The 21,434-nt window shown below is 71.5% G+C and carries 20 protein-coding genes; 10 read left to right on the forward strand and 10 right to left on the reverse strand.

Annotation, left to right across the window (positions count from 1 at the left end):
• Positions 1-13: 13 nt before the first annotated feature.
• The 6 genes from H0E84_RS12210 to H0E84_RS12235 all read right to left on the reverse strand — a co-directional run bounded on the left by H0E84_RS12210 (position 14) and on the right by H0E84_RS12235 (position 7,095).
• Positions 14-2,131, reverse strand: coding sequence for a M13 family metallopeptidase (locus H0E84_RS12210; RefSeq protein WP_257644200.1), 2,118 nt, complete (start codon positions 2,129-2,131; stop codon positions 14-16).
• Positions 2,132-2,256: 125 nt separating this feature from the next.
• Positions 2,257-2,745: a DUF6644 family protein gene (locus H0E84_RS12215; protein ID WP_180678921.1), complete on the reverse strand. Its 489-nt coding sequence runs from the start codon at positions 2,743-2,745 to the stop codon at positions 2,257-2,259.
• Entirely contained in the window at positions 2,742-3,143 is a 402-nt protein-coding gene (locus H0E84_RS12220; protein ID WP_180678922.1) for a DUF6152 family protein, read from the reverse strand. Before H0E84_RS12220 ends, H0E84_RS12215 begins: the two co-directional genes overlap by 4 nt.
• A 143-nt stretch (positions 3,144-3,286) precedes the next feature.
• Positions 3,287-4,192, reverse strand: a complete 906-nt coding sequence (locus tag H0E84_RS12225) for a dienelactone hydrolase family protein (RefSeq protein WP_180678923.1) — start codon at positions 4,190-4,192, stop codon at positions 3,287-3,289.
• Between the two features lie 713 nt (positions 4,193-4,905).
• On the reverse strand, positions 4,906-6,057 hold the full coding sequence (locus H0E84_RS12230; RefSeq protein WP_219339721.1) for an NAD(P)-dependent alcohol dehydrogenase: 1,152 nt from the start codon (positions 6,055-6,057) through the stop codon (positions 4,906-4,908).
• Positions 6,058-6,177: 120 nt separating this feature from the next.
• The gene (locus H0E84_RS12235) at positions 6,178-7,095 is read right to left on the reverse strand and encodes a M14 family metallopeptidase (RefSeq protein ID WP_180678924.1); all 918 of its coding nucleotides are present in this window, start codon (positions 7,093-7,095) and stop codon (positions 6,178-6,180) included.
• 301 nt (positions 7,096-7,396) lie between these two features.
• Here H0E84_RS12235 and H0E84_RS12240 point away from each other — a divergent pair, with 301 nt between their 5' ends.
• The 9 genes from H0E84_RS12240 (at position 7,397) to H0E84_RS12280 (ending at position 17,634) form a co-directional block, all read left to right on the forward strand.
• Complete coding sequence (locus H0E84_RS12240) at positions 7,397-7,639, forward strand: hypothetical protein (protein WP_180678925.1); 243 nt, start codon at positions 7,397-7,399, stop codon at positions 7,637-7,639.
• Between the two features lie 12 nt (positions 7,640-7,651).
• Positions 7,652-9,154 carry a multinuclear nonheme iron-dependent oxidase gene (locus tag H0E84_RS12245; RefSeq protein ID WP_180678926.1) on the forward strand — a complete coding sequence of 501 codons (1,503 nt, stop codon included), beginning with the start codon at positions 7,652-7,654 and terminating at the stop codon, positions 9,152-9,154.
• Between the two features lie 184 nt (positions 9,155-9,338).
• The gene (locus H0E84_RS12250; protein WP_180678927.1) at positions 9,339-10,136 is read left to right on the forward strand and encodes an SDR family NAD(P)-dependent oxidoreductase; all 798 of its coding nucleotides are present in this window, start codon (positions 9,339-9,341) and stop codon (positions 10,134-10,136) included.
• Positions 10,137-10,299: 163 nt separating this feature from the next.
• On the forward strand, positions 10,300-11,913 hold the full coding sequence (locus tag H0E84_RS12255) for an ATP-dependent Clp protease adaptor ClpS (RefSeq protein ID WP_180678928.1): 1,614 nt from the start codon (positions 10,300-10,302) through the stop codon (positions 11,911-11,913).
• A 110-nt stretch (positions 11,914-12,023) separates the two neighbouring features.
• Positions 12,024-12,656 (forward strand): glutathione S-transferase family protein, encoded by a 633-nt coding sequence (locus H0E84_RS12260; RefSeq protein ID WP_180678929.1) that lies wholly within the window; start codon positions 12,024-12,026, stop codon positions 12,654-12,656.
• Positions 12,657-12,747: 91 nt separating this feature from the next.
• Positions 12,748-13,188, forward strand: a complete 441-nt coding sequence (locus H0E84_RS20685; protein WP_180678930.1) for a helix-turn-helix transcriptional regulator — start codon at positions 12,748-12,750, stop codon at positions 13,186-13,188.
• A 109-nt stretch (positions 13,189-13,297) separates the two neighbouring features.
• Positions 13,298-13,828, forward strand: a complete 531-nt coding sequence (locus H0E84_RS12270; RefSeq protein WP_180678931.1) for a DUF4199 domain-containing protein — start codon at positions 13,298-13,300, stop codon at positions 13,826-13,828.
• A 205-nt stretch (positions 13,829-14,033) separates the two neighbouring features.
• Positions 14,034-16,970 carry a VIT domain-containing protein gene (locus tag H0E84_RS12275; protein ID WP_180678932.1) on the forward strand — a complete coding sequence of 979 codons (2,937 nt, stop codon included), beginning with the start codon at positions 14,034-14,036 and terminating at the stop codon, positions 16,968-16,970.
• Position 16,971: 1 nt separating this feature from the next.
• On the forward strand, positions 16,972-17,634 hold the full coding sequence (locus tag H0E84_RS12280) for a hypothetical protein (protein WP_180678933.1): 663 nt from the start codon (positions 16,972-16,974) through the stop codon (positions 17,632-17,634).
• A gap of 18 nt (positions 17,635-17,652) precedes the next feature.
• Here the strand turns inward: H0E84_RS12280 and H0E84_RS12285 are convergent, their stop codons facing one another.
• A complete protein-coding gene (locus H0E84_RS12285; RefSeq protein ID WP_180678934.1) occupies positions 17,653-18,564 on the reverse strand; it encodes an arylamine N-acetyltransferase family protein in 912 nt (303 codons plus the stop codon).
• A 65-nt stretch (positions 18,565-18,629) separates the two neighbouring features.
• The gene (gene wrbA / locus H0E84_RS12290) at positions 18,630-19,262 is read right to left on the reverse strand and encodes an NAD(P)H:quinone oxidoreductase (RefSeq protein WP_180678935.1); all 633 of its coding nucleotides are present in this window, start codon (positions 19,260-19,262) and stop codon (positions 18,630-18,632) included.
• Positions 19,263-19,402: 140 nt separating this feature from the next.
• On the opposite strand from wrbA, the gene H0E84_RS12295 reads away from it, so the two are divergent.
• Positions 19,403-20,326, forward strand: a complete 924-nt coding sequence (locus H0E84_RS12295; protein ID WP_219339722.1) for a LysR family transcriptional regulator — start codon at positions 19,403-19,405, stop codon at positions 20,324-20,326.
• Here the strand turns inward: H0E84_RS12295 and H0E84_RS12300 are convergent.
• Together H0E84_RS12300 and H0E84_RS20215 are read right to left on the reverse strand one after the other, a co-directional pair.
• Positions 20,323-21,228 (reverse strand): pseudouridine synthase, encoded by a 906-nt coding sequence (locus tag H0E84_RS12300; protein WP_180678937.1) that lies wholly within the window; start codon positions 21,226-21,228, stop codon positions 20,323-20,325. The genes H0E84_RS12295 and H0E84_RS12300 overlap by 4 nt on opposite strands.
• The coding region (locus H0E84_RS20215; protein ID WP_219339723.1) for a hypothetical protein at positions 21,225-21,434 on the reverse strand (210 nt) is incomplete at its 5' end. The genes H0E84_RS12300 and H0E84_RS20215, both read right to left, overlap by 4 nt.

A 21,434-nucleotide genomic window follows, 5' to 3' on the forward strand; every position in this document is an offset into this window, starting at 1 on the left:
GCCTCGGCCGGGCCTACCAGATGCGGACCCGCTCCTCGGGCGCGATCCACAGCGGGTCGCCCTCGGCGACGCCGAAGGCGTCGTACCAGGCGTCGATGTTGCGCAGCGGCGCGAAGGCGCGGATGTGGCCGGGCGAGTGGGTACCGTTGACCAGCTGCTGGCGCAGCGCATCGTCGCGCCACAGCGTGCGCCACACCTGCGCCCAGCCCATGAACAGGCGCTGCTCGCCGGCGAAGCCGTCGATCACCGGGGCCTGGCCGCCGTCGAGCGAGCGGCGGTAGGCTTCCAGGGCGATGGTCAGCCCGCCCAGGTCGCCGATGTTCTCGCCCATCGCCACCCGGCTGTTGATGCGCATGCCCGGCAGTTGCGGGAACTCGTAGGCCTCGTACTGGGCGCCGAGCCTGGCCGCCTGCGCCTCGAACTTGGCCGCGTCCTCAGCGGTCCACCAGTCGCGCAGCAGCCCGGCGCCGTCCGACTTGCGGCCCTGGTCGTCGAAGCCGTGGATGATCTCGTGGCCGATCACACCGCCGATGGCGCCGTAGTTCACCGCCGGATCCGCGTCCGGGTCGAAGAACGGCGGCTGCAGGATCGCGGCCGGGAACACGATCTCGTTCTTGACCGAGTTGTAGTAGGCGTTGACGGTCTGCGGGGTCATGCCCCACTCGCCCTTGTCCACCGGCTTGCCGATGCGCACGCGGCGGTAGTCCCACTCGAAGGCGCGGGCGCGCTCGGCGTTGCCGAACACGTCGCCGTTGGCCAGCTGCAGGCCGCCGTAGTCGCGCCAGGTGTCCGGGTGGCCGATCTTGAGGCCGAAGCCCTGGAGCTTGGAACGGGCCTCGGCCTTGGTGGCGGGGCTCATCCAGTCGAGCTGCTCCAGGCGCGCGCCCATTGCCGCCTTCACGTTGGCCACCAGCTCATCCATCTTGGCCTTGGCATCGGCCGGGAAGTACAGCGCCACGTAGTCGCGGCCCAGCGCCTCGCCCATCGCCGAGGAGGTGTACTCCACCGCGCGCTTCCAGCGCGGACGCTGTTCGGGCTGGCCGGAGAGGAACTTGCTGCGGAACTCGAACTCGGCGTCCACGAACGCGCCCGAAAGCAGCGGTGCGGCGTTGTCCGCGGTGTGGAAGGCCTGCCAGGCCTTGAGCGTGGCGAGGTCGGTGTCGGCGAAGATCGCCGCCAGCTTCGGGAACGCGGTGTCCTGGCGGATCACGCCGCGCTCGGCATAGTCCACGCCGGCCGCTTCCAGGAACGCGCCCCAGGGAAAGCCGGGCGCCGTCGCGTCCAACTCGGCCAGCAGCACCGGGTTGTAGGTCTTGTCGCGGTCGCGGCTCTCGGCGCGGGTCCAGTGCGCCTCGGCGATGCGGGTCTCCATCGCCATGACGGCGTCGGCGTCGCCGGCGGGATCGTCCCAACCGGCCAGTTCCAGCATCTGAGCGATGTATTGCACGTAGCGTTCGCGCTGCGGCGCGAACTTCTCGTCCAGGTACATCTCGCGATCGCCCAGGCCGAGGCCCGACTGGCTCATGTAGAGGGTGTAGAGGTCGGGGTCGCGCTGGTCGTCGGAGACCGCCACGGCGAAGAGGCTGCCACCGAAGCCGGCGTTGCGCCCGCCCATCAGGCGCGCCACGTCCTCCCTGTCCGCCGCCGTCCGGATGGCGTCCAGGTGCGGCTGCAGCGGCGCGGCGCCCAGCGCCTCCACGGCATCCGCGTCCAGGAAGCCCCGGTAGAGGGCGGCCAGTTTGACCCGGTCGTCGCCGGCGGCCGGGTCGCCCGGCACGTAGCTATCGGCCAGCTGCCGCACCCGCGCCTCGGACAGGTCGCGCAGCGCCAGGAACGAGCCGTACATGGAGCGGTCGGCCGGGATCTCGGTGCTGGCGGCCCAGTTGCCGCTGACGTAGGCGAAGAAGTCCTCGCCCGGCCGGACACCGGTATCCATGCCGCCGGTGTCGATGCCCCAGGTGCCGAAGCGCGGCGACGCGATCGCCTCGCCCGCGCCGCCCGCGGCGGCAGGCGCATCGTCGAACAGCATCACCACCTGGCAGTCGGTATCCAGGCAGCGGTCGCCGGCGGACGCGGCGGCGGTCATGGCGAGCGCGAGCGCGGTGGCGGCGCAAAGGATGGTCTTCTTCAAGGCTGGATCTCCGGAATGAACGGGCGCCGGTCCGTGGGACGACCGGGCTTTCTACCGCAGATCCCATCGCACCGGGCAGTGCCAAGGGTTGGGGAGACCCGGCCGGGCGAGACACCGGCCCCGGCTCAGACGAAGCCGATCCAGCGGCCGGCCACCAGCGTGGCCGTCCACAGCAGCGCCGACAGGCCCGCCAGCATGCGCATGCCTGCCGGCACATCGCCGGGGTTCCGCGGCCACGGGCGCCGGCGCAGCAGGCGGTGCTGCGCGGCGATGTTCGCCAGCGCCAGTGCAAGCAGCACCAGCTTCCAACGAAATGCCGCGTTGCCGAGGTAGGCGAGCGGCTGGACGCTGAACAGCCATGCGCCGGTGGCGATCGCCAGCGCGAGCCCTGTCGCCGCCACCCGGACCGCCGATCGCGCCAGGATCGCCAGGCGCTCGTTCGCGCCGGCGAACACCAGGCGCAGATCCAGCGGCAGGATGCTCCCGAGCAGCAGCGCGATGCCGAGCAGGTGCGCGGCATTGACGAACAGGTAGGCGGTGCCGGAGTCCTGCAGCCAGCGCGCGCCCGGCCAGGCTTCGAGCCAGCCGAGCAGCGCGGCGACGGACACGCTCACGGCGTCTGCAGGCGCTCCGGATACATGTCGTAGTGTTCGCCGGCCAGGGTGATGCGAACCGCCTTCATGTGGCGCCGGTCGGCCTCCCTGGAGCGGTTGCCGAGCACCGTGATCCGGTCGCCGGGCTGCGCGGTGTCGCCGCGAAAGCCGGAGCGCTCGGTCTGCGACGGATTGCCCAGGTCGACCCGCCAGCTGCTGCCGTCGGCGGCCTTCACCTGCAGCCACGGGTGCGGCGGCGCCATCGAAATCGACTCGATGGTCCCCTCGAGCGTGCTCTGCGCCTCCACCGCCCAGTTCCAGCCGTGGTGCGCCGAAGCGGTGGCGCCCACGGCGGCGATCGCGATGACGCACAGGCACGCGTGCCAGCGGTTGCGGAAGCTCGTGGAATGCGTGTTCATGCTGTCCTCCTTCGACGTGTCGGCAGCCGCGGCCGGAGTCGGCCCGGCGACGCTGCCCCATGGTGGAACAGGCTCCATCTGCCGATCGTGAACCCGGCATTCGGGCCGCGGCCGGAACCCGCCGCCCGGCTGCACCGCGGCGACTAGGCCGGATCCCGCAGCGTCCGCCGGAACAGCGCCAGCATCCGCCGCCATGCTTCGGCGGCGGCGGCTTCGTCGTAGCGCGGGGTGGTGTCGTTGTTGAACCCGTGCTGGGTATCGGCCGGCTGGTACAGCGACCAGGTCACGCCCGCCGCCTCGAGCGCCTCCTGGTAGGCCGGCCAGGCCGCGTTGATGCGCTCGTCGTGGGCGGCCAGCACCACCAGCAGCTCGGCGCGGATCTTCGGCACGTCCTCCAGCGGCGCGGCGCTGCCGTAGAACGGCACCGCGGCGGACAGCCCGGGCAACCGGGTGGCCAGGTAGTTGGCCATGCCCCCGCCGTAGCAGAAGCCGACCACGCCCAGGCGCCCGTTGCTTCCCTCGATGCCCTGCAGCAGCGTCGCCGCGGCGATGAAATCCTCGCGGGTCCGCTCCTGGTCGAGCTGCGGGAACAGCGCGCGGGCCGCATCCTCGTCGCCGGGATAGCCGCCCAGCGGGAACAGCGCGTCCGGCGCGAAGGCGATGTAGCCCTCCAGCGCGATGCGCCGCGCCACGTCCTCGATGTGCGGGTTGAGTCCGCGGTTCTCGTGCACCACCAGCACCGTGGGCAGCGGGCCATCGGCCTGCGCCGGCCGGACCAGGTAGCCGCGCCCGCGGCCGTAGCCCTTCGGGGCATCGAACTCCAGGGATTCGGCCGCCAGGCGCGGATCGCCCGGCGCGACCTGCTGCGCCTGGGCGAAGCGCGGACTCAGCGCCGCCAGCAACCCCGCAGCGGTGGTCGCGCCCACTGCGAACCGCGCCGCGCCGGCGAGGAATCCGCGACGATCGATGGCGCCATGCACGTACTGGTCGAACAGGCGCAGCACTTCGGGATCGAAATCGCTGGCGGTCTTGCGCGGCGGGCTGGTCATGCGGGCCTCCTGGAGCGACGGTCCCGGAACGGTGCCAGAAAAATCGTGCCGGGGACAATTTCGCCTTGCCGAACCATCGTGCCGGGGACACTTGGCGTCGCCGTCGTTCGCGCATGCGCAGCGCCCGACGGTCGAGATTGTCCCTGACCCCGTTTTTTTGCTTTGCCTGACACCGGCCTGCGCGATGAAACGCCGCCCTCGTTTGCGACGACGGCGGCGAACGTGGCGGCGGAACGCGCCCCACCGAACCGGCTCAGGCGATCAGGGGGGAGCGCATCCAAAGTTCTGCAGGCAACGCGTGTGCTTGAGATAGCACGCGGTGCCGCCGCTCGCTTGACATTCCGCCAGCTGCTGATTGCAGAACCTCCTTTGCGCATCGGTACAGGCGAATGCGGTAGTAGCAGCGCCGATGCCCACGGTGAACACGCAGGCAGCGAGCAGCTTCAGTCTCGAAGTCATCGGTCTTCCTTGGTTTCGCCCATTGGCGGGCATCCAGAACCTAGCGCGCCCCGAAATCGCTCGATGTGATATCGATCGCAATCGAGAATCCCGGCGGCGCGCCGGATCCGCACGCCGGCACCACCCCGCGCCGCCGCACGATGCCGGCCGACATTCCCGGAAGCGGCGCACCGCGGTCTCGCATCGCAGCCCTTGCATGGATCCGGCCATTCATTGCCGATCCCTTTCCGGGTCGATGCGCCTCCTCCTTGCCGCTACGGCTCGGAGGATCCGGCCGCGGACACGACGACGACGTTCTTCCCGCGCGTCCTTCCCCGCTCCAGGTAGGCGATGGCCTCGGGGACCCGGGCGAGCGCATAGCGCTGGTCGATCACCGACCGGAGCGAGCCGGCCTCCACCATCCCGCGCAGCACCTCCAGGTCCTGCGGATTCAGGTCCGCGAACAGCGAGGCCTGGGTCTGGCTGACGAACGGAGAGGAGAGTTTCGCCCACAGCACCCGGGAGATGGGGCCAAGCCAGGGATCCGCCTTGGGCCCGGTGACCATGACCAGGATCCCGTCGGGCTCGAGCGCACGTCGATACGCCCGCAGCGGGCGATTGCCGACGTTGTCGATGATCACGTCGTAGCGCTCCGCACCCGCGGTGAAATCGGCCTGCGTGTAGTCGATCACCTGGTCGGCGCCCAGCGCGCGGACCAGCTCGAGATTGCGCGTACTGGAGACACCGGTCACGTCCGCGCCCAGCGCCTTGGCGATCTGCACCGCATACGTGCCCACGCCGCCGGACGCGCCGTTGACGAGCACCCGCTGGCCGGACTGCACCTGGCCCGCGTCGCGCACCGCCTGCAGCGCGGTCACGGCCGCGACGGGAATCGCGGCCGCCTCTTCGAAACTCATGCCGGCCGGCTTGTGCGCCACCGTACCGCCCTCCTTCACCACCAGGTACTCGGCGAAGGCGCCGCTGCGGCCACCGAACACCGCGTCGCCAGGCTTGAACCGTCGCACGTCACGGCCGACGGCTTCCACGGTGCCCGCGAAATCCACCCCCGCCCGCGCATCCTCCGGCCGGCCGATGCCCGAAAAAAACCGCATGAAATAAGGCTTGCCCTGCATGTAGTGCCAGTCGAGCGGATTGACGCCGGCAGCGTGCACCCGGACCAGCAATTCGTCGTCGCCAGGCGCGGGGCGCGCAACCCGTTCGAGCGCCAGGACCTCGACCGAGCCGTAGCAGTGGGCCCGGACCGCCTGCATCGGCACCGCCCCTTCCGGCAACCCGGCCGGGGGCGGGCAGGCCCCGTCGCGGCTCAGCATCACGGCCGTCGCGCCCAGCGCCACGACCAGCAGCGCAACGACGGATCCCAGGACCTTCGTGCGTCGGCGCATGGCCTTCCCCTCGCTGCGTGGCAACTCCGAAGCGGAGTATGGTCACCGCGCGAGCCGGCCGTACCATGCCGGTCGTCACCGGCCGGAACGGGCCGGCACCGGCGCACGGTCGGCCGAAACTCGCCCCGGCGCGCGCCTGGCCGTTCAGGCCAGCGCGAAATCCAGTGCCGCGCGGATCGCCGCCACCTGCGCGGCGTTGCACTGCTCCGGCGTGGCGCTGGGGCTGTCCGGATAGACCTCGGTGGTCGTCACGTAGCGCGCGCCGGTGAGGCCGGCGCACAGGCCCAAGCGCTTGACCGGGTACTGGATGAGCCCCGGCACGACGATGGGCGAGCCGATGAGTCGCCCCTCGTCGTCGGCCGGCGCGATGCGGGCGACCCGCGCCACCGCAGCGAGGACCGCCTGCTGGAACTCGAGCTGCGGGTTCTCGCTGTCGCCCACCAGGTAGAAGCCGTCCGGCACCCCGTCGGGCACGAACTCGACGCCATCGCGCGCGGCCAGCGCCGGGCGGAATTCGGACTCGTCGGTGTCGGTGGTCTCGTGCAGGTCCACGTGCACCAGCACGCGATCGCGCAGCGGCGCGACCAGGCGCATGAGAGCGGCCGCCTCCGGCGCGGGACTGTCTTCGCGGAACGAGCGGTTGGGATCGACCGCCTGCGGATTCCACCGATGGATCCGCTCGTAGGCCCATGGGCTCACGCACGGCGCGACGACCAGGTTGATCCGGCCGGCGTAGTCGGCCGCATGGTCCTCGGCGAACTGCAGCGCCCCGTGCACGCCGCTGGTCTCGTAGCCGTGCACGCCGCCGGTGACCAGGGCCACGGGCAGGTCGTCGCGCCAGTCGCGGCTACGGAGGGCGTACAGCGGATAGCCGTCGGGCGGGTAGTCCAGGCGGCCGTACTCCACCACGTCGTGGCGCGGGCGCAGGCGCTCGATCGCGTCCAGCACGTCCGCCCGGTAGCTGCGCCGGCGCGTCTGTCGCGACAGCCAGGCGCCGATTTCCGCAGGGCCCCAGGGCACTCCTGGCGTGCCGATCGGATAGGAAGGGAGCGTCGTCGTCATGCTCGTATTTCGGTGGCGCCGCGGGCGGGCCGCACACTGTAGCAGCGCGCGATGGCGCTGCCGATCCGCCGTCACGCCACCGGGTCTGGATCGTCGACCGCCAGCAGACCAGGGTAGCGGCCATTCATGAAAACGAAGCTTCGCTCCGGCCGACACCCTGTCCGGTGCGTGGGCCCGGCGACGTTTTCAATCATGGGGGCGGGACTGCGCCCCGCGCCCGGCGGGCGGTGTGGTTCGCGACATTCCGCGCGCCTTCCCCTGCGCAGCCCGACGATCCGTCACGACGACAAGGAGTTCCACCATGAAAAGCACGACGGCAATGAACGCCGCTTCGCTGCGCAGCCCCCACGCGGTCACCGTTTCGGTGCCGGCGAGCGTGGCCAACGACCTCGGCAAGATGAACGAGGTCACCAAGAGCATCCTCGGCCGGCTCGGCTGCGAGGGATGTCATTCCGGCTTCGACATCCGCTACCTGATCGAGCGCGACTTCCGGGTCAACCCCGACCTGCGGATCGAAGGATTCAGTCCGCACGTCGGCTTCTGAATCCGGCGCCGCGTGACACCGCCACTGCCCGAACTGGGCGTCGGGCTCGTTCTCTGGCCCGCGTTGCTGCCGCTGCTGTCGGACGACGGCGGCGGCATCGACGTGATCGAGATCGAGCCCGAATTCTTCTGGTTCGAGACCGGCAACCCGCTCGAGCCGATGCGGATGGACACCGGCGTGCTGCGGCAACTGGCCGACCTGCCGCAACGCAAGCTGGTGCACGGCGTCGCCTCGCCGGTGGGTGGCGGTCTCGCGCCGGATCCGCAGCGCATGGACCTCATGCGTGCGGTGGTGACGACGCTGCAGGCGCCGTGGGCCAGCGAACACCTCAGCTTCAACGCGGTTCCGGCACCGGAAGGGCGCGTCGACGCCGGCTTCCTGCTGCCGCCGCTGCAGACCGTGGAAGGCGCCGAACAGGCGGCCGCCAACATCCGCGCGATGGCCGACGGGCTGCGCATTCCGGTCGCGGTCGAGAACAACGTCAACTACCTGCGGCCCTGCCCCGGCGAGCTGACCGACGGCGACTTCCTCGCCGAGGTCGCGCAGCGCGCCGACTGCGGGCTGCTGCTCGATCTGCACAACCTGTGGGTCAACGAGCAGAACGGCCGCCAGCCGGCGCGCGCGGCGCTCGAGCGGCTGCCGCTCGAGCGCGTCTGGGAAGTCCACCTGGCCGGCGGCACCCGGCACCGCGGCTACTGGCTGGACGCGCACTCGGGGCCGGTCGCGGACGAGGTGATGGCCCTGGCCGCGGAAACCATCCCCGCACTGCCCAACCTGCGCGCCCTCATCTTCGAGATGCTGCCCGCCTATCTGCCGCAGGTCGGCATGGGGAAGGTACGCAGGCAGATCGAGCGGCTGCACGGGCTGTGGGCGCTGCGCAGGCCCGGACCGCCGCGACCCCCACGCCAGGCGGTCGCGGTCGCGGTCGATGCCGGAGCCGGTCTTCCCCGCCAGGGGCGAGCGCCGTCTTCCGCCGAGTGGGAGCAGGCGCTGGGCGCGTCCGTCTCGGGCCTGCCGCACGCGCGTGGCAGGCTGCCCGCACTCGAAGACGACCCGGGCGTCGACATCCTGCGCGAACTGGCGCTCAACGCGCGGGCGGGCCAGATCGCCAGCGCCGCACGGCTCACCACCCGCGTCCTGCTGGCGCACGGCGGGGGCGACGCGTTCCAGGCGATGTTCGCCGGCTACGCCGCCTCCCACCCGCCGCGGCAGTTCGCCAGTTCCGAGGCGCTGGCCTTCCTCGATCACGCACGCAGCCAGCCCCATGCCATCCGCTACCTCGAGGACGTGGCCGCGTTCGAGAGCGCCGTCATCCGATCGGCCCTCGGCAGGGACGCGCATCGCGTCGACTTCCACGTCGATCCGCTGCCCCTGCTCGCCGCCCTGTCGGAAGGCCGCGCCGTCCCGGACCTGCCCGCATCCGGTCCGTACCGGATCCAGGTCGAAAGCGGCGCCGTCACCGCCCTGACGCACGCCGGGGCCAGGCGTCGGAGGCGCCACCGCCCGTCGCAGTAGGCGGCGCCCGGCCCGCAGGCCGGACAGCGGATCCGCCCCCGTCGATCGCGGCACGTCTTCCTTGGACTGCGCCGGCGTCGGCACGTGCCCGCCGCGGCCGGCCCCGATCGCGGTTTCCCGCTACGATCGCCCGACAGGCGCGATTCATGGCGCCGCCGCTGATCCGACCGAAGGGGATTCCTGCATGTCCACGCCTCGCCCCGGCTACGCGCTGGTCACCGGCGCGTCCAGCGGCATCGGCGCCGCCATCGCCCGCGAGTACGCACGCCGGGACGTTCCGCTGATCCTCACCGCCAGGCGGCAGGAGCGCCTGGAGGCGCTGGCGGACGAACTGCGCAGCCGGGTCGACGTCCAGGTCGCCGCCGCCGATCTCGCCGATCCGCAGGCGCCTGCCGGCCTGGTCGCCGAGATCGAGCGGCGCGCCCTGCACGTGCGCATCCTCGTCAACAACGCCGGCTACGGCGTACCGGGGCGCTACGACGGCAGCGACTGGGCCGCCCACGCCACGTTCCTGCAGGTGATGACGACGGCGGTCTGCGAACTGACCTGGCGGCTGCTGCCCGCGATCCGCGAGTCCGGCGACGGCCGCATCCTCAACGTCGCCTCCTTCGCCGCGCTGATGCCGGCCGCCGACGGCCAGACCCTGTACGCGCCGGCCAAGAGCTTCCTGCTCAAGTTCAGCGAGGCGCTGGCGCTGGAGAACGCCGACCGCGGCGTGCACGCGACCGCACTGTGCCCGGGCTTCACCCGCTCCGAGTTCCACGACGTCACCGGAACGCGCGCAAGGATGCGCGTGCCGCCGCGCATGTGGCTGGAGGCCGCCGACGTCGCCCGCGCCGGCATCGACGGCAACGAGCGCGGCCGGGTGCTGGTCGTGCCCGGATGGCGCTACCGGCTGCTGCACGCGCTCGTCCGCCACCTGCCGCACCGCGGCGCGATGGCGCTGATGGCCCGCAATTCGCGGAAGATACGTCCGCTGTAGACGTCCGCCCTGCACCCCCGGCACCAAGGTCCGGCCTGTCGCACTTGCCCGGAACGCGGACCCCTTACCATCCTCCAGACCCGGAGAACTTCGCGGGCAGCGCCATGGCCTTGCGCGACCCGCCGCTCGTGATTCCCCGAAAAAGACAAGGACATGCCCGCCGATGAAGAATGCGCCCGAATGGATAGGCGACCTGAGCATCACCCTGCACGACGACGACGACACCGCCTTCGAAACGGTCGTCGCGCTGCTCCGCCGCTGCCTCGGCCTGGACGGCGCCAGTGCCGTCGCCTGGGCCCGCCACCTTCACCGCAACGGCCAGGCGAGGCTGGGGCCGTGGAGCGCACCGGTCGCACGCGCCATCCACGGGGAGTTGCTGCGGCTCTCGGCGCAGTACGGCTGTGCCGGGCTGCGCCCCGTGCTCGAGGACGCCTCCGCGGAGGCGCAGGAGCCGCACCGGCGGGCCTCGCAGAAGGCTCATCATCTGCTCGGCGCGCACTTCGGCCAGTGGGACAGCGATAGCCTGCAGATCGTCAAGCGCGAGTTCCCGATCTACCTGCGGGTCGACGTGCAGCGCGCGGTGGAGGCGTTGACCGGTTCCGCACGTCGGGTCGGCATCCACTCCCGGAATCGCTACGAGGCCTCGGACCTTGCCGCCCTGCTGTCGGAACGGAACAACCCCAAGCTCGTGGGCGCGCTGGAATTCGAAGACGTCGACATCGGCGAAGACCGGCCGGCGCGCCTGGCGACCAACTGCCTGAGCCTGATCGAGGACGTCGAAGTACCGTTGGCGCTGTGGATGAACCACCGCACCGACACCGGCGACATGCCACAGCTCGGCATCGAGCTGCTGGCGCCGCCCGGCGAGGCCGCCGCGCGCCGCGTCGCGGCCATCCTCGAAGCCGTCGAGTCCGCCGTGGCCGAGGGCCAGAGCTACCGCGGCAAGATCCTCTCGCTGGAGGCCAGCGAGACCTACCGCGGCCTCTCGGCGCAGGCGCTGACCGTCCACGACCGCAGCGTGGTGACCGAGGACGAGCTGATCCTGCCCAGGGAAGTGCGGCAGGCGCTGGAGCGCCACGTCGTCGAGTTCGCCGCCGACCGCCCGGCGCTCAAGGCGCTCGGCCAGCCCACGCGCAAAGGCGTGTTGCTGTACGGCCCGCCCGGCACCGGCAAGACCCACACCATCCGCTATCTCGCCCACCGCCTGGCCGACCACACCACCTTCCTGGTCACCGCCGAGCAGGCCGGCCTGATCGACGTCTACTTCCGCCTGGCGCGCCTGTTCGCCCCTTCCATCCTGGTGATCGAGGACGCCGACCTGATCGCGCGCCAGCGCGGCAGCATGGACTCCGTCTGCGAGGAGGCGCTGCTCAACCGCCTGCTCAACGAGATGGACGGCCTGCGCAGGGATGCCGACATCTTCGTGATCATGACCACCAACCGCCCCGAGACCCTGGAAACCGCCCTGGTCCAACGTCCCGGCCGCATCGACCACGCCATCGAAGTACCGGTGCCGGACGCCGCCTGCCGGCGCCTGCTGCTGCAGCTCTACGGCGACGCCCTCGAAATCGCTCCCGACCTGCAGGCCACCCTGGTCGACCGCACCGAGGGCGTGAGCGCCGCCTTCATCAAGGAAATCGCCCGACGGCTCGCCCAGCAGTCCATTCGCGCCGGCCATCCGGGACGGATCGAGCCCGGGGACATGGAAGCGGTACTCGGCGAGATGCTTTCGGAACGCGACGGGTTGAGTCTGCGGCTGATGGGCGGAGCGGGCTGAAGCCCCGGTGCGGGCACGGCGCTGTGCCGATGCCGCTGGCTTTCGCCCAGGCGTCGATTGCCGTGCCGCCCGTTCGTCGCACAAGGACATCCGCAGATCTGGAGAGGACGATGAAACTCTACGGCTTCGGCCCTACCCGCTCGCTGCGCGCCATGTGGGCGCTCCGGGAACTCGGCATCGACTTCGAATTCGTCTCCGTCGACCTGCTCGCGGGCGAGGCGGAGACGCCCGAGTTCCTCCGCCTCAACCCGGCCGGAAAACTCCCGGTGCTCGTCGACGGCGACCTGGTCCTGACCGAATCGGCCGCCATCGTCCTCTACCTGGCCGAGAAGCATCCCGAATCCGGCCTGCTCCCGTCCGACCTCGGGACGCGCGCCCAGATCTACAAGTGGGTGATGTTCGCGATGACCGAGCTGGAGCAGCCGCTCTGGCGCATCGCCCGCCACACGTTCCTCTATCCGGAAGCCAGGCGCCTGCCGGCCGACGTCGACCTCGCCCGCGAGGAGTTTCGGCAGATGGCGGCCATCCTCGATCGGCACATGCAGGGGCGCACCTGCATCGTCGGCGAGACCTTCTCCGCGGCCGACTGCGTGATCGCCTACCTGATGGACTGGGCCGGCGAGGAAGACCTGCTCGACGGCCTTCCGCAGCTGCGCGCCTACATGGAGCGCATGTACGCGCGCCCGACGGCGCCGCCGCGCATCGCCCGGGCGTTCGCCGAGGTCCAGGCCGCTTCGGCCTGACGGGCGCCGGTCCGGCTGCGCTTTCGCCCTAGGTCATGCGGAACCGTCCGGGCGAATAGGCCCGCGGGCGTCCTGCCGGTAGGATCCGCGGATGGCCGCCCTTCCGCCCCGGATACCCTGGAAGCCCGTGCTGCTCTACGGCGGCTTGCTGGCCCTGGGCACGATCGCGTTGCAGTGGCTGGACTACCAGCGCCTCGTCCGCAGCCATGCGGCATTGATCCATGACGGCCTGCTGGCGGCGGGTTTCCTGGCGCTGGGGATGTGGCTGGGCTTGCGGTTGCTTGCGCGGCGACAACCACGGGCGGAGTTCGAGGGCAATCCGCAGGCGCAGGCGACACTGGGGATCAGCGACCGCGAGCTGGCGGTGCTGGCCGAGATCGCGGCCGGCCATTCGAACAAGGAGATCGCCGCGCGCCTGCATGTGTCGCCGAACACGGTGAAGACCCACGTTGCGCGGCTGTTCGAAAAGCTGGGGGCGCGACGGCGGACGGACGCGTTGCGGCGCGCACGGGAACTGCGCTTGGTGCCCTGAGCGCTTCCGGAAGCATGACGTTGCGAGAATCACCTTTTTGGGCGATTGCCTCCAAGGCCCGGCGGTCGCGGAATGGCGATCCCCAACCCCGCACCTGGAGGTCCACGCCATGTTCCGCATCGTCCTGAAGTACGGCGTCATCGCCGGTCTCATCGTCGGCGCCGCGCTGGTCGGGGTCAGCCTCGCCTACGACGGCCAACCGCCGCGCGACTGGGGCATGGCGGCGGGATTCGCCTCGATGCTGGTCGCGCTGTCGGCGGTGTTCGTCGGCATCAAGCGCCATCGCGACAGTGCGGGGGGCGGCGTCATCCGGTTCTGGCCCGCGTTCGGACTGGGGCTGGCGATCAGCCTGGTCGCCAGCGTGATCTACGTGGCGGCGTGGGAGCTGTCGCTGGTGTTGATCGACACCGACTTCGCGGCGATGTTCGCGGCGCAGATGATCGAGCGCGCCGAGGCCAAGGGCCTGGCAGGCGATGCCCTGGCCGAGGCCGTGCGCAAGGCGCGGGAGTTCGAGGCGATGTACCGCAACCCCTTGCTGCGCATGCCGATGACCTTCGTCGAGATCTTCCCGGTCGGCATGCTGGTCTCGCTGGTGTCGGCACTGGTGCTGCGCAATCCTCGGGTGTTGCCGGCGCGGTGACGGGCGCCGTCGATCCGGACCTCGATTCGCAGGAGCGCCCATGGGCGCGACGGGGATCGCCCGAGCGGCGCGGGCATGGGCCGGATTCTCCGGGGGGACGAGTTCGGGCCGCCCCCGGGCGCCAGCGACAGCGTGCCTGCTTCAACCCCATCCGCGTTTCGGGTACGTTCGCTTCGGGGACGCCAATCCGGAACGGGGAGCTTCGATGCGCTATCTGGTTGCAGCGGTACTGCTGTGTCTCGCGCTGGTCCATGCGCCCACGCCGGCCCAGGACGCCGGGAACCTCGTCGCTCCGCCGTTGATCCAGGTCGCCCGGGACGAAACCCCGGTGCGGCTCGAATCGGCCTCGATCGTGGTCGATCCGGGGGCGGGCGTGGCGCGCACCACCATCGACATGGAATTCCGCAACCCGAACGCCCGCGTACTCGAGGGCAACCTGCAGTTCCCGCTGCGTCCAGGCCAGCAGGTGGTCGGCTTCGCGCTGGACATCGACGGGGAGATGCGCGACGCCGTGCCGGTGGAGAAGGCGCGCGGACGCCAGGTCTTCGAGGAGATCGAACGGCGCGGGATCGATCCCGGTCTGCTCGAGCAGACCGAAGGCGATTTCTTCCGGCTGCGCATCTATCCGTTCCCCGCGGGCGGCAGCCGTCGCGTGCGGGTGGTCCTGCTGGAACCCCTGGCGCGCGACGCGCGCGGTCGCTCGACGACGCTGCCGCTGCAGTTCGCCGCCGGCCTGGATACGGTGGAGGTGGCGATCCTCGGCCGCGATCCGCCGCAGCTGGACGGGCCGATGCGCGGCCAGGCGCTGGAAACCGGCGCCGATGGCGTTCACCGGGTTCGGCTCGCCCGTAGCGCCTTCCGGCCCGCGCGCGGCGTGACGCTGCGGTTCCCGGCAGTGGACGCCCCGGCGACGCAGCTGCAGGTCCACGACGACGAGACCTGGTTCCTGACCGAAGTCCCGGTCGGCGGCGCAGCGGTCGCCAGGGTGCCCGCGCCCCGGATCGGGCTGCTGTGGGACAGCTCGGCGTCGGGCGCGCGGCGCGCCCACGACCTCGAGTTCGCGCTGCTGGACGCCTATTTCGAGGCCGCGGGCAACGCCGAGGTGCAGCTGATCCGGCTGCGGGACCGCGCCGAGGACGCGGAACGGTTCACGGTCGTGGGCGGCGACTGGCAGGCCCTGCGCCGCGCCCTGGAGACCACCATCTACGACGGCGCGACGAATCCGGGCGGCTGGACGCCGGACCCCGCCGTCGGCGAGTACCTGCTGTTCGGCGACGGCCTGTTCAACTACGGGCAGCAGCCGTTCCCGGCCCTCGGCGCCTCGCAGCGCCTGTTCGCCATTCGTGCCGGCAGCGCCGGCGACAGCGCCCGGCTGGCGGCGCTGGCGGCGGCCAACCGGGGCAGCGCGATCGCGCTCGACGACAGCGGCGACCTCGCCGCGGCGAAAGCGGCGCTGCTGCAGGAGTCGCCGCGCCTGGTCTCGCTGCGCGGCATCGGCGCCGCCGACCTGGTCGCGGAATCGCACCTCGCGCAGGACGGCTTCATCCGGATCGCCGGCCGCCTGACCGAACCGGCCGCGCGGCTGCACCTGCGGGTCGCCCGCGGCGGCCGCGTCGAGCCGGTCGAGATCCGGATCGGCGAGGCGCCGCATGGGGGCCTGGCGGCGATGCAGTGGGCGCGGTTCACGCTCGCGGCGCTGCGGGTGGATCCGGAGGGCAACCGCGCCGCGATCGCGGGGCTCGGCAGCAGGTTCGGGGTCGTCACGCCGCAGACGTCGCTGCTGGTGCTGGAGGAAGTCGCCGACTACGTGCGCTACGACATTCCGCCCCCCGCCGGGCTGCGCGCCGAGTTCGCGGACCTACAGGCCCGCGCGCGGGCCGACCGGCAGCGCGACCGGCAATCGCGACTGGACGGCATCGCCGCCGCCTGGGCCGAGCGCGTCGCCTGGTGGCGGCAGCCGTTCCCCAAGGACCGGCCCAAGGGTCTCGCCGACGATGCGGTCGCCGTCGTCGCCATGGAGGCCGCGGACGGCGCTGACATGCGAGAGGAGTCCGCCCGGCAACGAGTCGCAACGGCGCCGCAACCCGCGCCGCCGCCCGCCCCCGCCGCGGCGTCGTCCGAGTCGGCCGTACTCGACCGGGTCCAGGTCACCGGCTCGCACATCGCGGAAGCCGCCTTCGAACCCGAATCGTCGCCCGCGGGCCCGTCTGCCATCATCGCGCTGCAGCCCTGGCAACCCGACTCCCCCTACGGCCGCCGCCTTCGCCAGGCACGCCCCGAGGACGTGTATCGGCTGTACCTGGACGAGCGCGGGCGCCAGCCGCAGGGCACCGCATTCCTCCTCGACGTCGCCGACCTGCTGTTCGAACGCGAACAGCCCGAGCTGGCGTTGCGGGTGCTGTCCAACCTGGCGGAGATGGACCTCGACAACCGCCACGTGCTGCGGGTGCTCGGCTATCGGCTGATGCAGGCCGGCCGCGCCGACCTCGCCGTGCCCGTGCTCGAGCGCGTGCTGGCGATGGGCGAGGAGGAACCGCAGAGCCATCGCGACCTGGCGCTGGCCTACGCAGCCACGGAGCAGCGGCAGAAGGCCGTGGACACGCTGTACGAAGTGGTCCAGGGCGAATGGGACGGACGCTTCCCGGACATCGAGCAGACCGCGCTGGCCGAAATCAACGCGATCGTCGCGACCTCGCCCGAGCCGCTCGACACGCGCAGGTTCGATCCGCGCCTGCTGCGCAACCTGCCCCTGGACCTGCGCGCGGTGCTGAGCTGGGACAGCGACAACAGCGACATGGACCTGTGGGTCACCGACCCGAACGGCGAGAAGGCCTACTACGGCAACCGGCTGACCCACCAGGGCGGACGCATGTCGCGGGACTTCACCGGCGGCTACGGTCCCGAGGAGTTCGCCTTGCGCGACGCGAAGCCGGGCACGTATCGGGTCGAAGCGAACTTCTTCGGCGACCGCCAGCAGCTGGTCACGGGCGCCACCACGCTGCAGCTGTGGCTCAGCACCGGTTTCGGCACGCCGCGCCAGCAGGACCGCAAGGTCACCCTGCGCCTGGAGGAACGGGCGCAGACCGTGCTGGTCGGCGAGTTCGAAGTGGCGCCGCCGGAAGACCGGGCGCGGCGCCGCTAGCGTGGAGAGCTTCCACGAATCCCATGCGAAACCGCGCAGCGGACTGGTCGGCCGCGCTCTCGGCAGCCTTCCCGATGCCGCGCTCGCGGCCTGGTTCGTGGCGCTGTGGATCTCGCCGCTGGCCTTCGGGCCGGCCGCGGTGCGCACCGGCCTGGTGGTGATGCTGGTGGAGTTCGTACTCGTGCACGCCTCCGCCATGCTCGGCGCCATCGTGCTGTCGGAGCGCGTTCCACGCGCCACCAGGCTGACGGGCCTGGGCGCCATGGCGGCGCTGTACCTGGTGTTCATCGCGGCCTTCGTCGCCGAGGCCGGCTCCTGGTGGCCGCTGGCGGTGTTCGCCTGGTTGCTCCTCGCCAAGGCCGCCCTGGCCATGGGCCGTCCGGGCCCCGACCTGCGCCACCGGCTGCAGTCCGCCTGGGCGGTGGCGGTCATGACCTACCTGGTCGGCGTGGCCGCCACGGTCATGCTGCCGGTGCCGCGGCTGGGGTTGACCCCGGCGGTGGTGGCGGAGCTGGGACTGTCGGGCAGCGGCTTGTGGTCCACCCGGCCGCAGACGGTGATCGCCTTCGGCGCGTTCTACTTCGCGGTGCAGGCGGCGACGCGCCTGTTCGACCTGCGGCTGCCGGCGCACACCCTCCCTGGACTCGGAAGCCCACGGGCCTGAAGCAGCCGCGGCAGGCCGTTACACCCCGTAGGCGGCGTCGCTCCAGTCCGAACTGCGCGGGCGTCCGGCCCGCTCCACGAGTTCGCGCTCCAGCTCCCCGGGCAGGTCGAGGCCGAACACCGAGCGCAGGGTCTCGGGGAGCTGCCCGGGCGCGATCTCCCGGGTCCGCTTGTCGCCGTTCGGCAGATGCGTCGTCACCACGAGGTCCGTCAGTGCGATGCGCATGTCCGCGCCGTTGCGCTGGACGATCAGCCGTTGGACGAACGGCGAAGCGGGGCTGGTGGCGACGACGTAGTTCTGGTCGGCGTAGTCGGCCCGGTAGTAGCGTTCCTCGGTGTAGTGGACGAGGTTGAACCAGCCGCCCGCGCGCCGCAGCCTCAGCAGCCAATGTCCGAGCCGGGAGCGCTCGATCCGATAGTTCCAGGAGCCGGTCGCGAACTCGCCGCCCTCGACCAGGGGGATGGGGCCGCGCGGCCCGGCACTGCCGATCCCCACGTCCACGTGCCAGTCGGTTCCGTCGATCACCACCGACAGCAGGGTGTGCCCGATCTCGGTGATCTCGCGCTCGTCCGCGCCCATCAGCATGCGGGCGCTGCGTCCGGTGACGCGGAAGCCGAGCCGGTCCAGCACCGTGGCGAACAGGATGTTCTGTTCGTGGCAGTAGCCGCCGCGCCGGCGGCGCACCAGCTTGTCCTGGAGGGATTCGATGTCCAGCGGGACCGGGCGGCCGAGATAGGGGTCCAGCCCCTCGAAGGGGATGGCGTCCAGGTGAGCCGCCTGGAGGGTACGCAGGGTGTCCAGGCTCGGGGCGAGCGGACCATGGTGACCGATCCGGGCCAGGTAGCCGTCCAGGTCGAGGGGCGCCGACTCCCAGCGGGCGGAGGGGTGTTCCGGATCGGTCTCGCGGATGTCGGAACTCGGGACGGCCATGACGGCTGCGATGGGACCTGGCGGAACGGCCGGCGGGGAGCGGGATGCGCGCCCGTCGTCGCCGCTCACGCCGGTTCCGTCGATTCTGCCTGGCGCCCGCGGGCGAGCGCCCCGGCGAGGGTCGCGACATGGCGGCCCTGGAACCTGGCGCCAGCGAGTTCATTGGCGCTCGGCCGGCGGTCCGTCCCATCCTCGCCGCTGGCGACCGTCGCGGCACCGTAGGGCGAGCCGCCGGTGATCTCGTCCGTCCGGTTCTGCCCCTTGAAGGAATAGGGCAACCCGACCACCACCATCCCCAGGTGCATCAGCACGATATGTGTGGACAGGATCGTGCTCTCCTGCCCGCCGTGCTGGGTGCCGGTCGAGGTGAAGACCGAACCGATGCGACCGACGAGCCGGTCCCCGGCCCACAGCGCGCCGCAGCGGTCGAGGAAGTTCTTCATCTGCGCGGCCATGTTGCCGAACCGCGTCGGCGTGCCGAACAAGATGGCGTCGTAGTCCCCGAGCTCGGCGACCGAGGCGACCGGGGTGGCGTCCTCGTGGTAGCCGGAGGTCTTGCGCACGGCCTCGGGCACCAGTTCGGGAACGCGGCGAAGGTCCGCGCCGGCGCCCGCCTCCCGAACGCCCTCCGCTACCGCCTGCGCCATGGCCGCGACGTGGCCGTACGACGAATAGTAGAGGACGAGGACTCGGGTCATGGGATGTCCCTGGGAGAGATGAGGTAATCGAGGGCGCCGCCGCCTGCCCTCTGGACGACGACGATAGCGATTGCGCACGTTCTGCATAATTGCTAAAAAGCCGATCGAATCGATCGATAAAACAGATCATGCTCGGCGGAATGACGCTGGACCAGTTGCGTGCCTTCGTAGCGGTGGCGGAAGCGGGCAGCTTCCGCCAGGGCGCGGCCCGGCTCAGGCGCGTGCAGTCCGCGGTCAGCCACGCCATCGCGAATCTCGAAGGCCAGTTGGGCGTGTCGCTTTTCGACCGCTCGGGTCATCGGCCGGAATTGACCACGGAAGGCCGCACCTTGCTTGCCGATGCGCGCGCCGTGCTGCTCAAGACCGATGCGGTCCGCGCTCGCGCGCAGGGCTTGCGCGCCGGCGTCGAGATTGAGCTGTCGATCGTCGTCGACACGCTCTACCCGGCCGCGACCGTCGCAGCGGTGCTGGCCGAAGTCAGGCAGGCCTTCGCGCAGGTGGCGATCCGGCTGGCGCATTCGGCGCTGGGCGGACCGCCCGACGCCGTCGCCTCCGGCAATGCCACGCTCGGCATCCTCGTCGGAGACCAGTTCCGCGGCCCGCGGCTGGTGTTCGAGGCGCTGGACTGGCAGGCGCTCGTCGCCGTGGTCGCCGGCACCCATCCGTTGGCGCGCCATGCCGACGAACGGGAACGACTGCGACAGTCCGACCTGGCGGACCATCTCCAGATCGTGCAGACGGATCCCACGTCGCTGTCCAGCGGCCGCGACTTCGGCGTGCTGTCGCCGGGAACCTGGCGCGTCGACAGCCAGCCGCTCAAGCACGACCTGATCCGGGCAGGACTGGGCTGGGGGATCCTGCCGCTGTGGCTGGTCGGGGACGATCTGGCCGCCCGCAGGCTGGTTCGTCTCGACGTGCCCGCGCTCGGCCCCCAAGGCCAGGACTTCGAGCAGAGCTACCTCGTCCACCGCATCGACACGCCGCTCGGCCCCGTCGGCAATGCCCTCCGGGCGGCGCTTCTGCGTCGCGCGGAGCGCAGCGACGGACGCAGCGGCCCGCGCTAGGCTCCGCCGGTCCCGGACGCATCGAATCCGCTGACGAACCGGCGCCGCCGCCCGTCGAGCGGATCGTCGAACTCCAGTGCGTGCGCGAGCAGCCGCAGCGGGCGCGACGGATCGTCCGCGTCGCGCTCGCGCAACTCGGGATAGCAGCGGTCGCCGAGGATCGGCGCGCCCAGCGCCGCCATGTGCACGCGCAGCTGGTGCTTGCGCCCGGTGACCGGCTGCAGCCGGTAGCACCAGGCATCTCCATCGCGCGACGCCACGTCGAGCCGGGTCTCGCTGTTGGGCTCCCCCGGCACCTCGCGCATCCGGAAGAACGGCTCGCCGCGCACCAGCCGGCTGCGGCGCACGTGCGGAAACGCCAGCGCCGGCAGCGGCGGCGCCAGCGCCAGATACTCCTTGGCGATGCGGCGCTCGCGGAACAGCGCCTGATAGCGCGCGCGGCTGGCCCGGTCGGCGGAGAACAGCACCAATCCTGCGGTGGCCCGGTCGATGCGGTGCAACGGCACCAGGTCGGGGTTGCCGAGCCGGCGCACCAGCCGCCCCAGCAGGGTCTCTCGCACGAACGCCCCGGTGGGCGCGACCGGCAGGAAGTGCGGCTTGTCGGCCACGACGAGATGCGCATCCGCGTACAGCACCGCCTCCGCGAAAGGGATCCGCGGCTCGTCGGCGACCTCGCGGAAGTAGCGGATCTCCATGCCGGTCCGATGCGGCGCCGCGGGGTCCAGCGGACGCCCCTGCGCATCCAGCACCCTGCCGCGGGCGAAGCGGTCCAGCCAGGTTGCGCGGTCGATCGCCGGGAAGCGGTCGCACAGCGCATCGAGCACGGTCGCCCAGCTGCCGGGCGGCAGCTGCAGGCGGCTGGCGGAGACGCCGTCGAGGATCGGGGTCGGCCAGGGCTTCATCCCATGCCGCCGAAATCGGGGTCCGGACGACCGGAAGCAGACAGGATCCGCCGGGGCATGATGCGATTTCCGGATGGCGAACCCGCATCGTAGCGGGCGAGCCGCACGCCCGTCCGAACGCGCCCGTCCGAATCGGGACACGGGTCGCCGTGGCCGGCGCCTGCGAGGCGGCGGCGGCGGGCGCCCGGACGCGCCCGGCCCGCCCG

This window comes from Luteimonas salinisoli, from assembly GCF_013425525.1.
Classification (GTDB): Bacteria; Pseudomonadota; Gammaproteobacteria; order Xanthomonadales; family Xanthomonadaceae; genus Luteimonas; species Luteimonas salinisoli.

Bases quoted from the DNA above. Each gene is read 5' to 3' on its own strand.
- H0E84_RS12220 (WP_180678922.1), bottom strand. From the start codon at position 3,143: ATGAACACGCATTCCACGAGCTTCCGCAACCGCTGGCACGCGTGCCTG.
- H0E84_RS12225 (WP_180678923.1), bottom strand. From the start codon at position 4,192: ATGACCAGCCCGCCGCGCAAGACCGCCAGCGATTTCGATCCCGAAGTG.
- H0E84_RS12235 (WP_180678924.1), bottom strand. From the start codon at position 7,095: ATGACGACGACGCTCCCTTCCTATCCGATCGGCACGCCAGGAGTGCCC.
- H0E84_RS12240 (WP_180678925.1), top strand. From the start codon at position 7,397: ATGAAAAGCACGACGGCAATGAACGCCGCTTCGCTGCGCAGCCCCCAC.
- H0E84_RS12250 (WP_180678927.1), top strand. From the start codon at position 9,339: ATGTCCACGCCTCGCCCCGGCTACGCGCTGGTCACCGGCGCGTCCAGC.
- H0E84_RS12255 (WP_180678928.1), top strand. From the start codon at position 10,300: ATGAAGAATGCGCCCGAATGGATAGGCGACCTGAGCATCACCCTGCAC.
- H0E84_RS12260 (WP_180678929.1), top strand. From the start codon at position 12,024: ATGAAACTCTACGGCTTCGGCCCTACCCGCTCGCTGCGCGCCATGTGG.
- H0E84_RS20685 (WP_180678930.1), top strand. From the start codon at position 12,748: ATGGCCGCCCTTCCGCCCCGGATACCCTGGAAGCCCGTGCTGCTCTAC.
- H0E84_RS12270 (WP_180678931.1), top strand. From the start codon at position 13,298: ATGTTCCGCATCGTCCTGAAGTACGGCGTCATCGCCGGTCTCATCGTC.
- H0E84_RS12275 (WP_180678932.1), top strand. From the start codon at position 14,034: ATGCGCTATCTGGTTGCAGCGGTACTGCTGTGTCTCGCGCTGGTCCAT.
- H0E84_RS12285 (WP_180678934.1), bottom strand. From the start codon at position 18,564: ATGGCCGTCCCGAGTTCCGACATCCGCGAGACCGATCCGGAACACCCC.
- wrbA (WP_180678935.1), bottom strand. From the start codon at position 19,262: ATGACCCGAGTCCTCGTCCTCTACTATTCGTCGTACGGCCACGTCGCG.
- H0E84_RS12295 (WP_219339722.1), top strand. From the start codon at position 19,403: ATGACGCTGGACCAGTTGCGTGCCTTCGTAGCGGTGGCGGAAGCGGGC.
- H0E84_RS12300 (WP_180678937.1), bottom strand. From the start codon at position 21,228: ATGAAGCCCTGGCCGACCCCGATCCTCGACGGCGTCTCCGCCAGCCGC.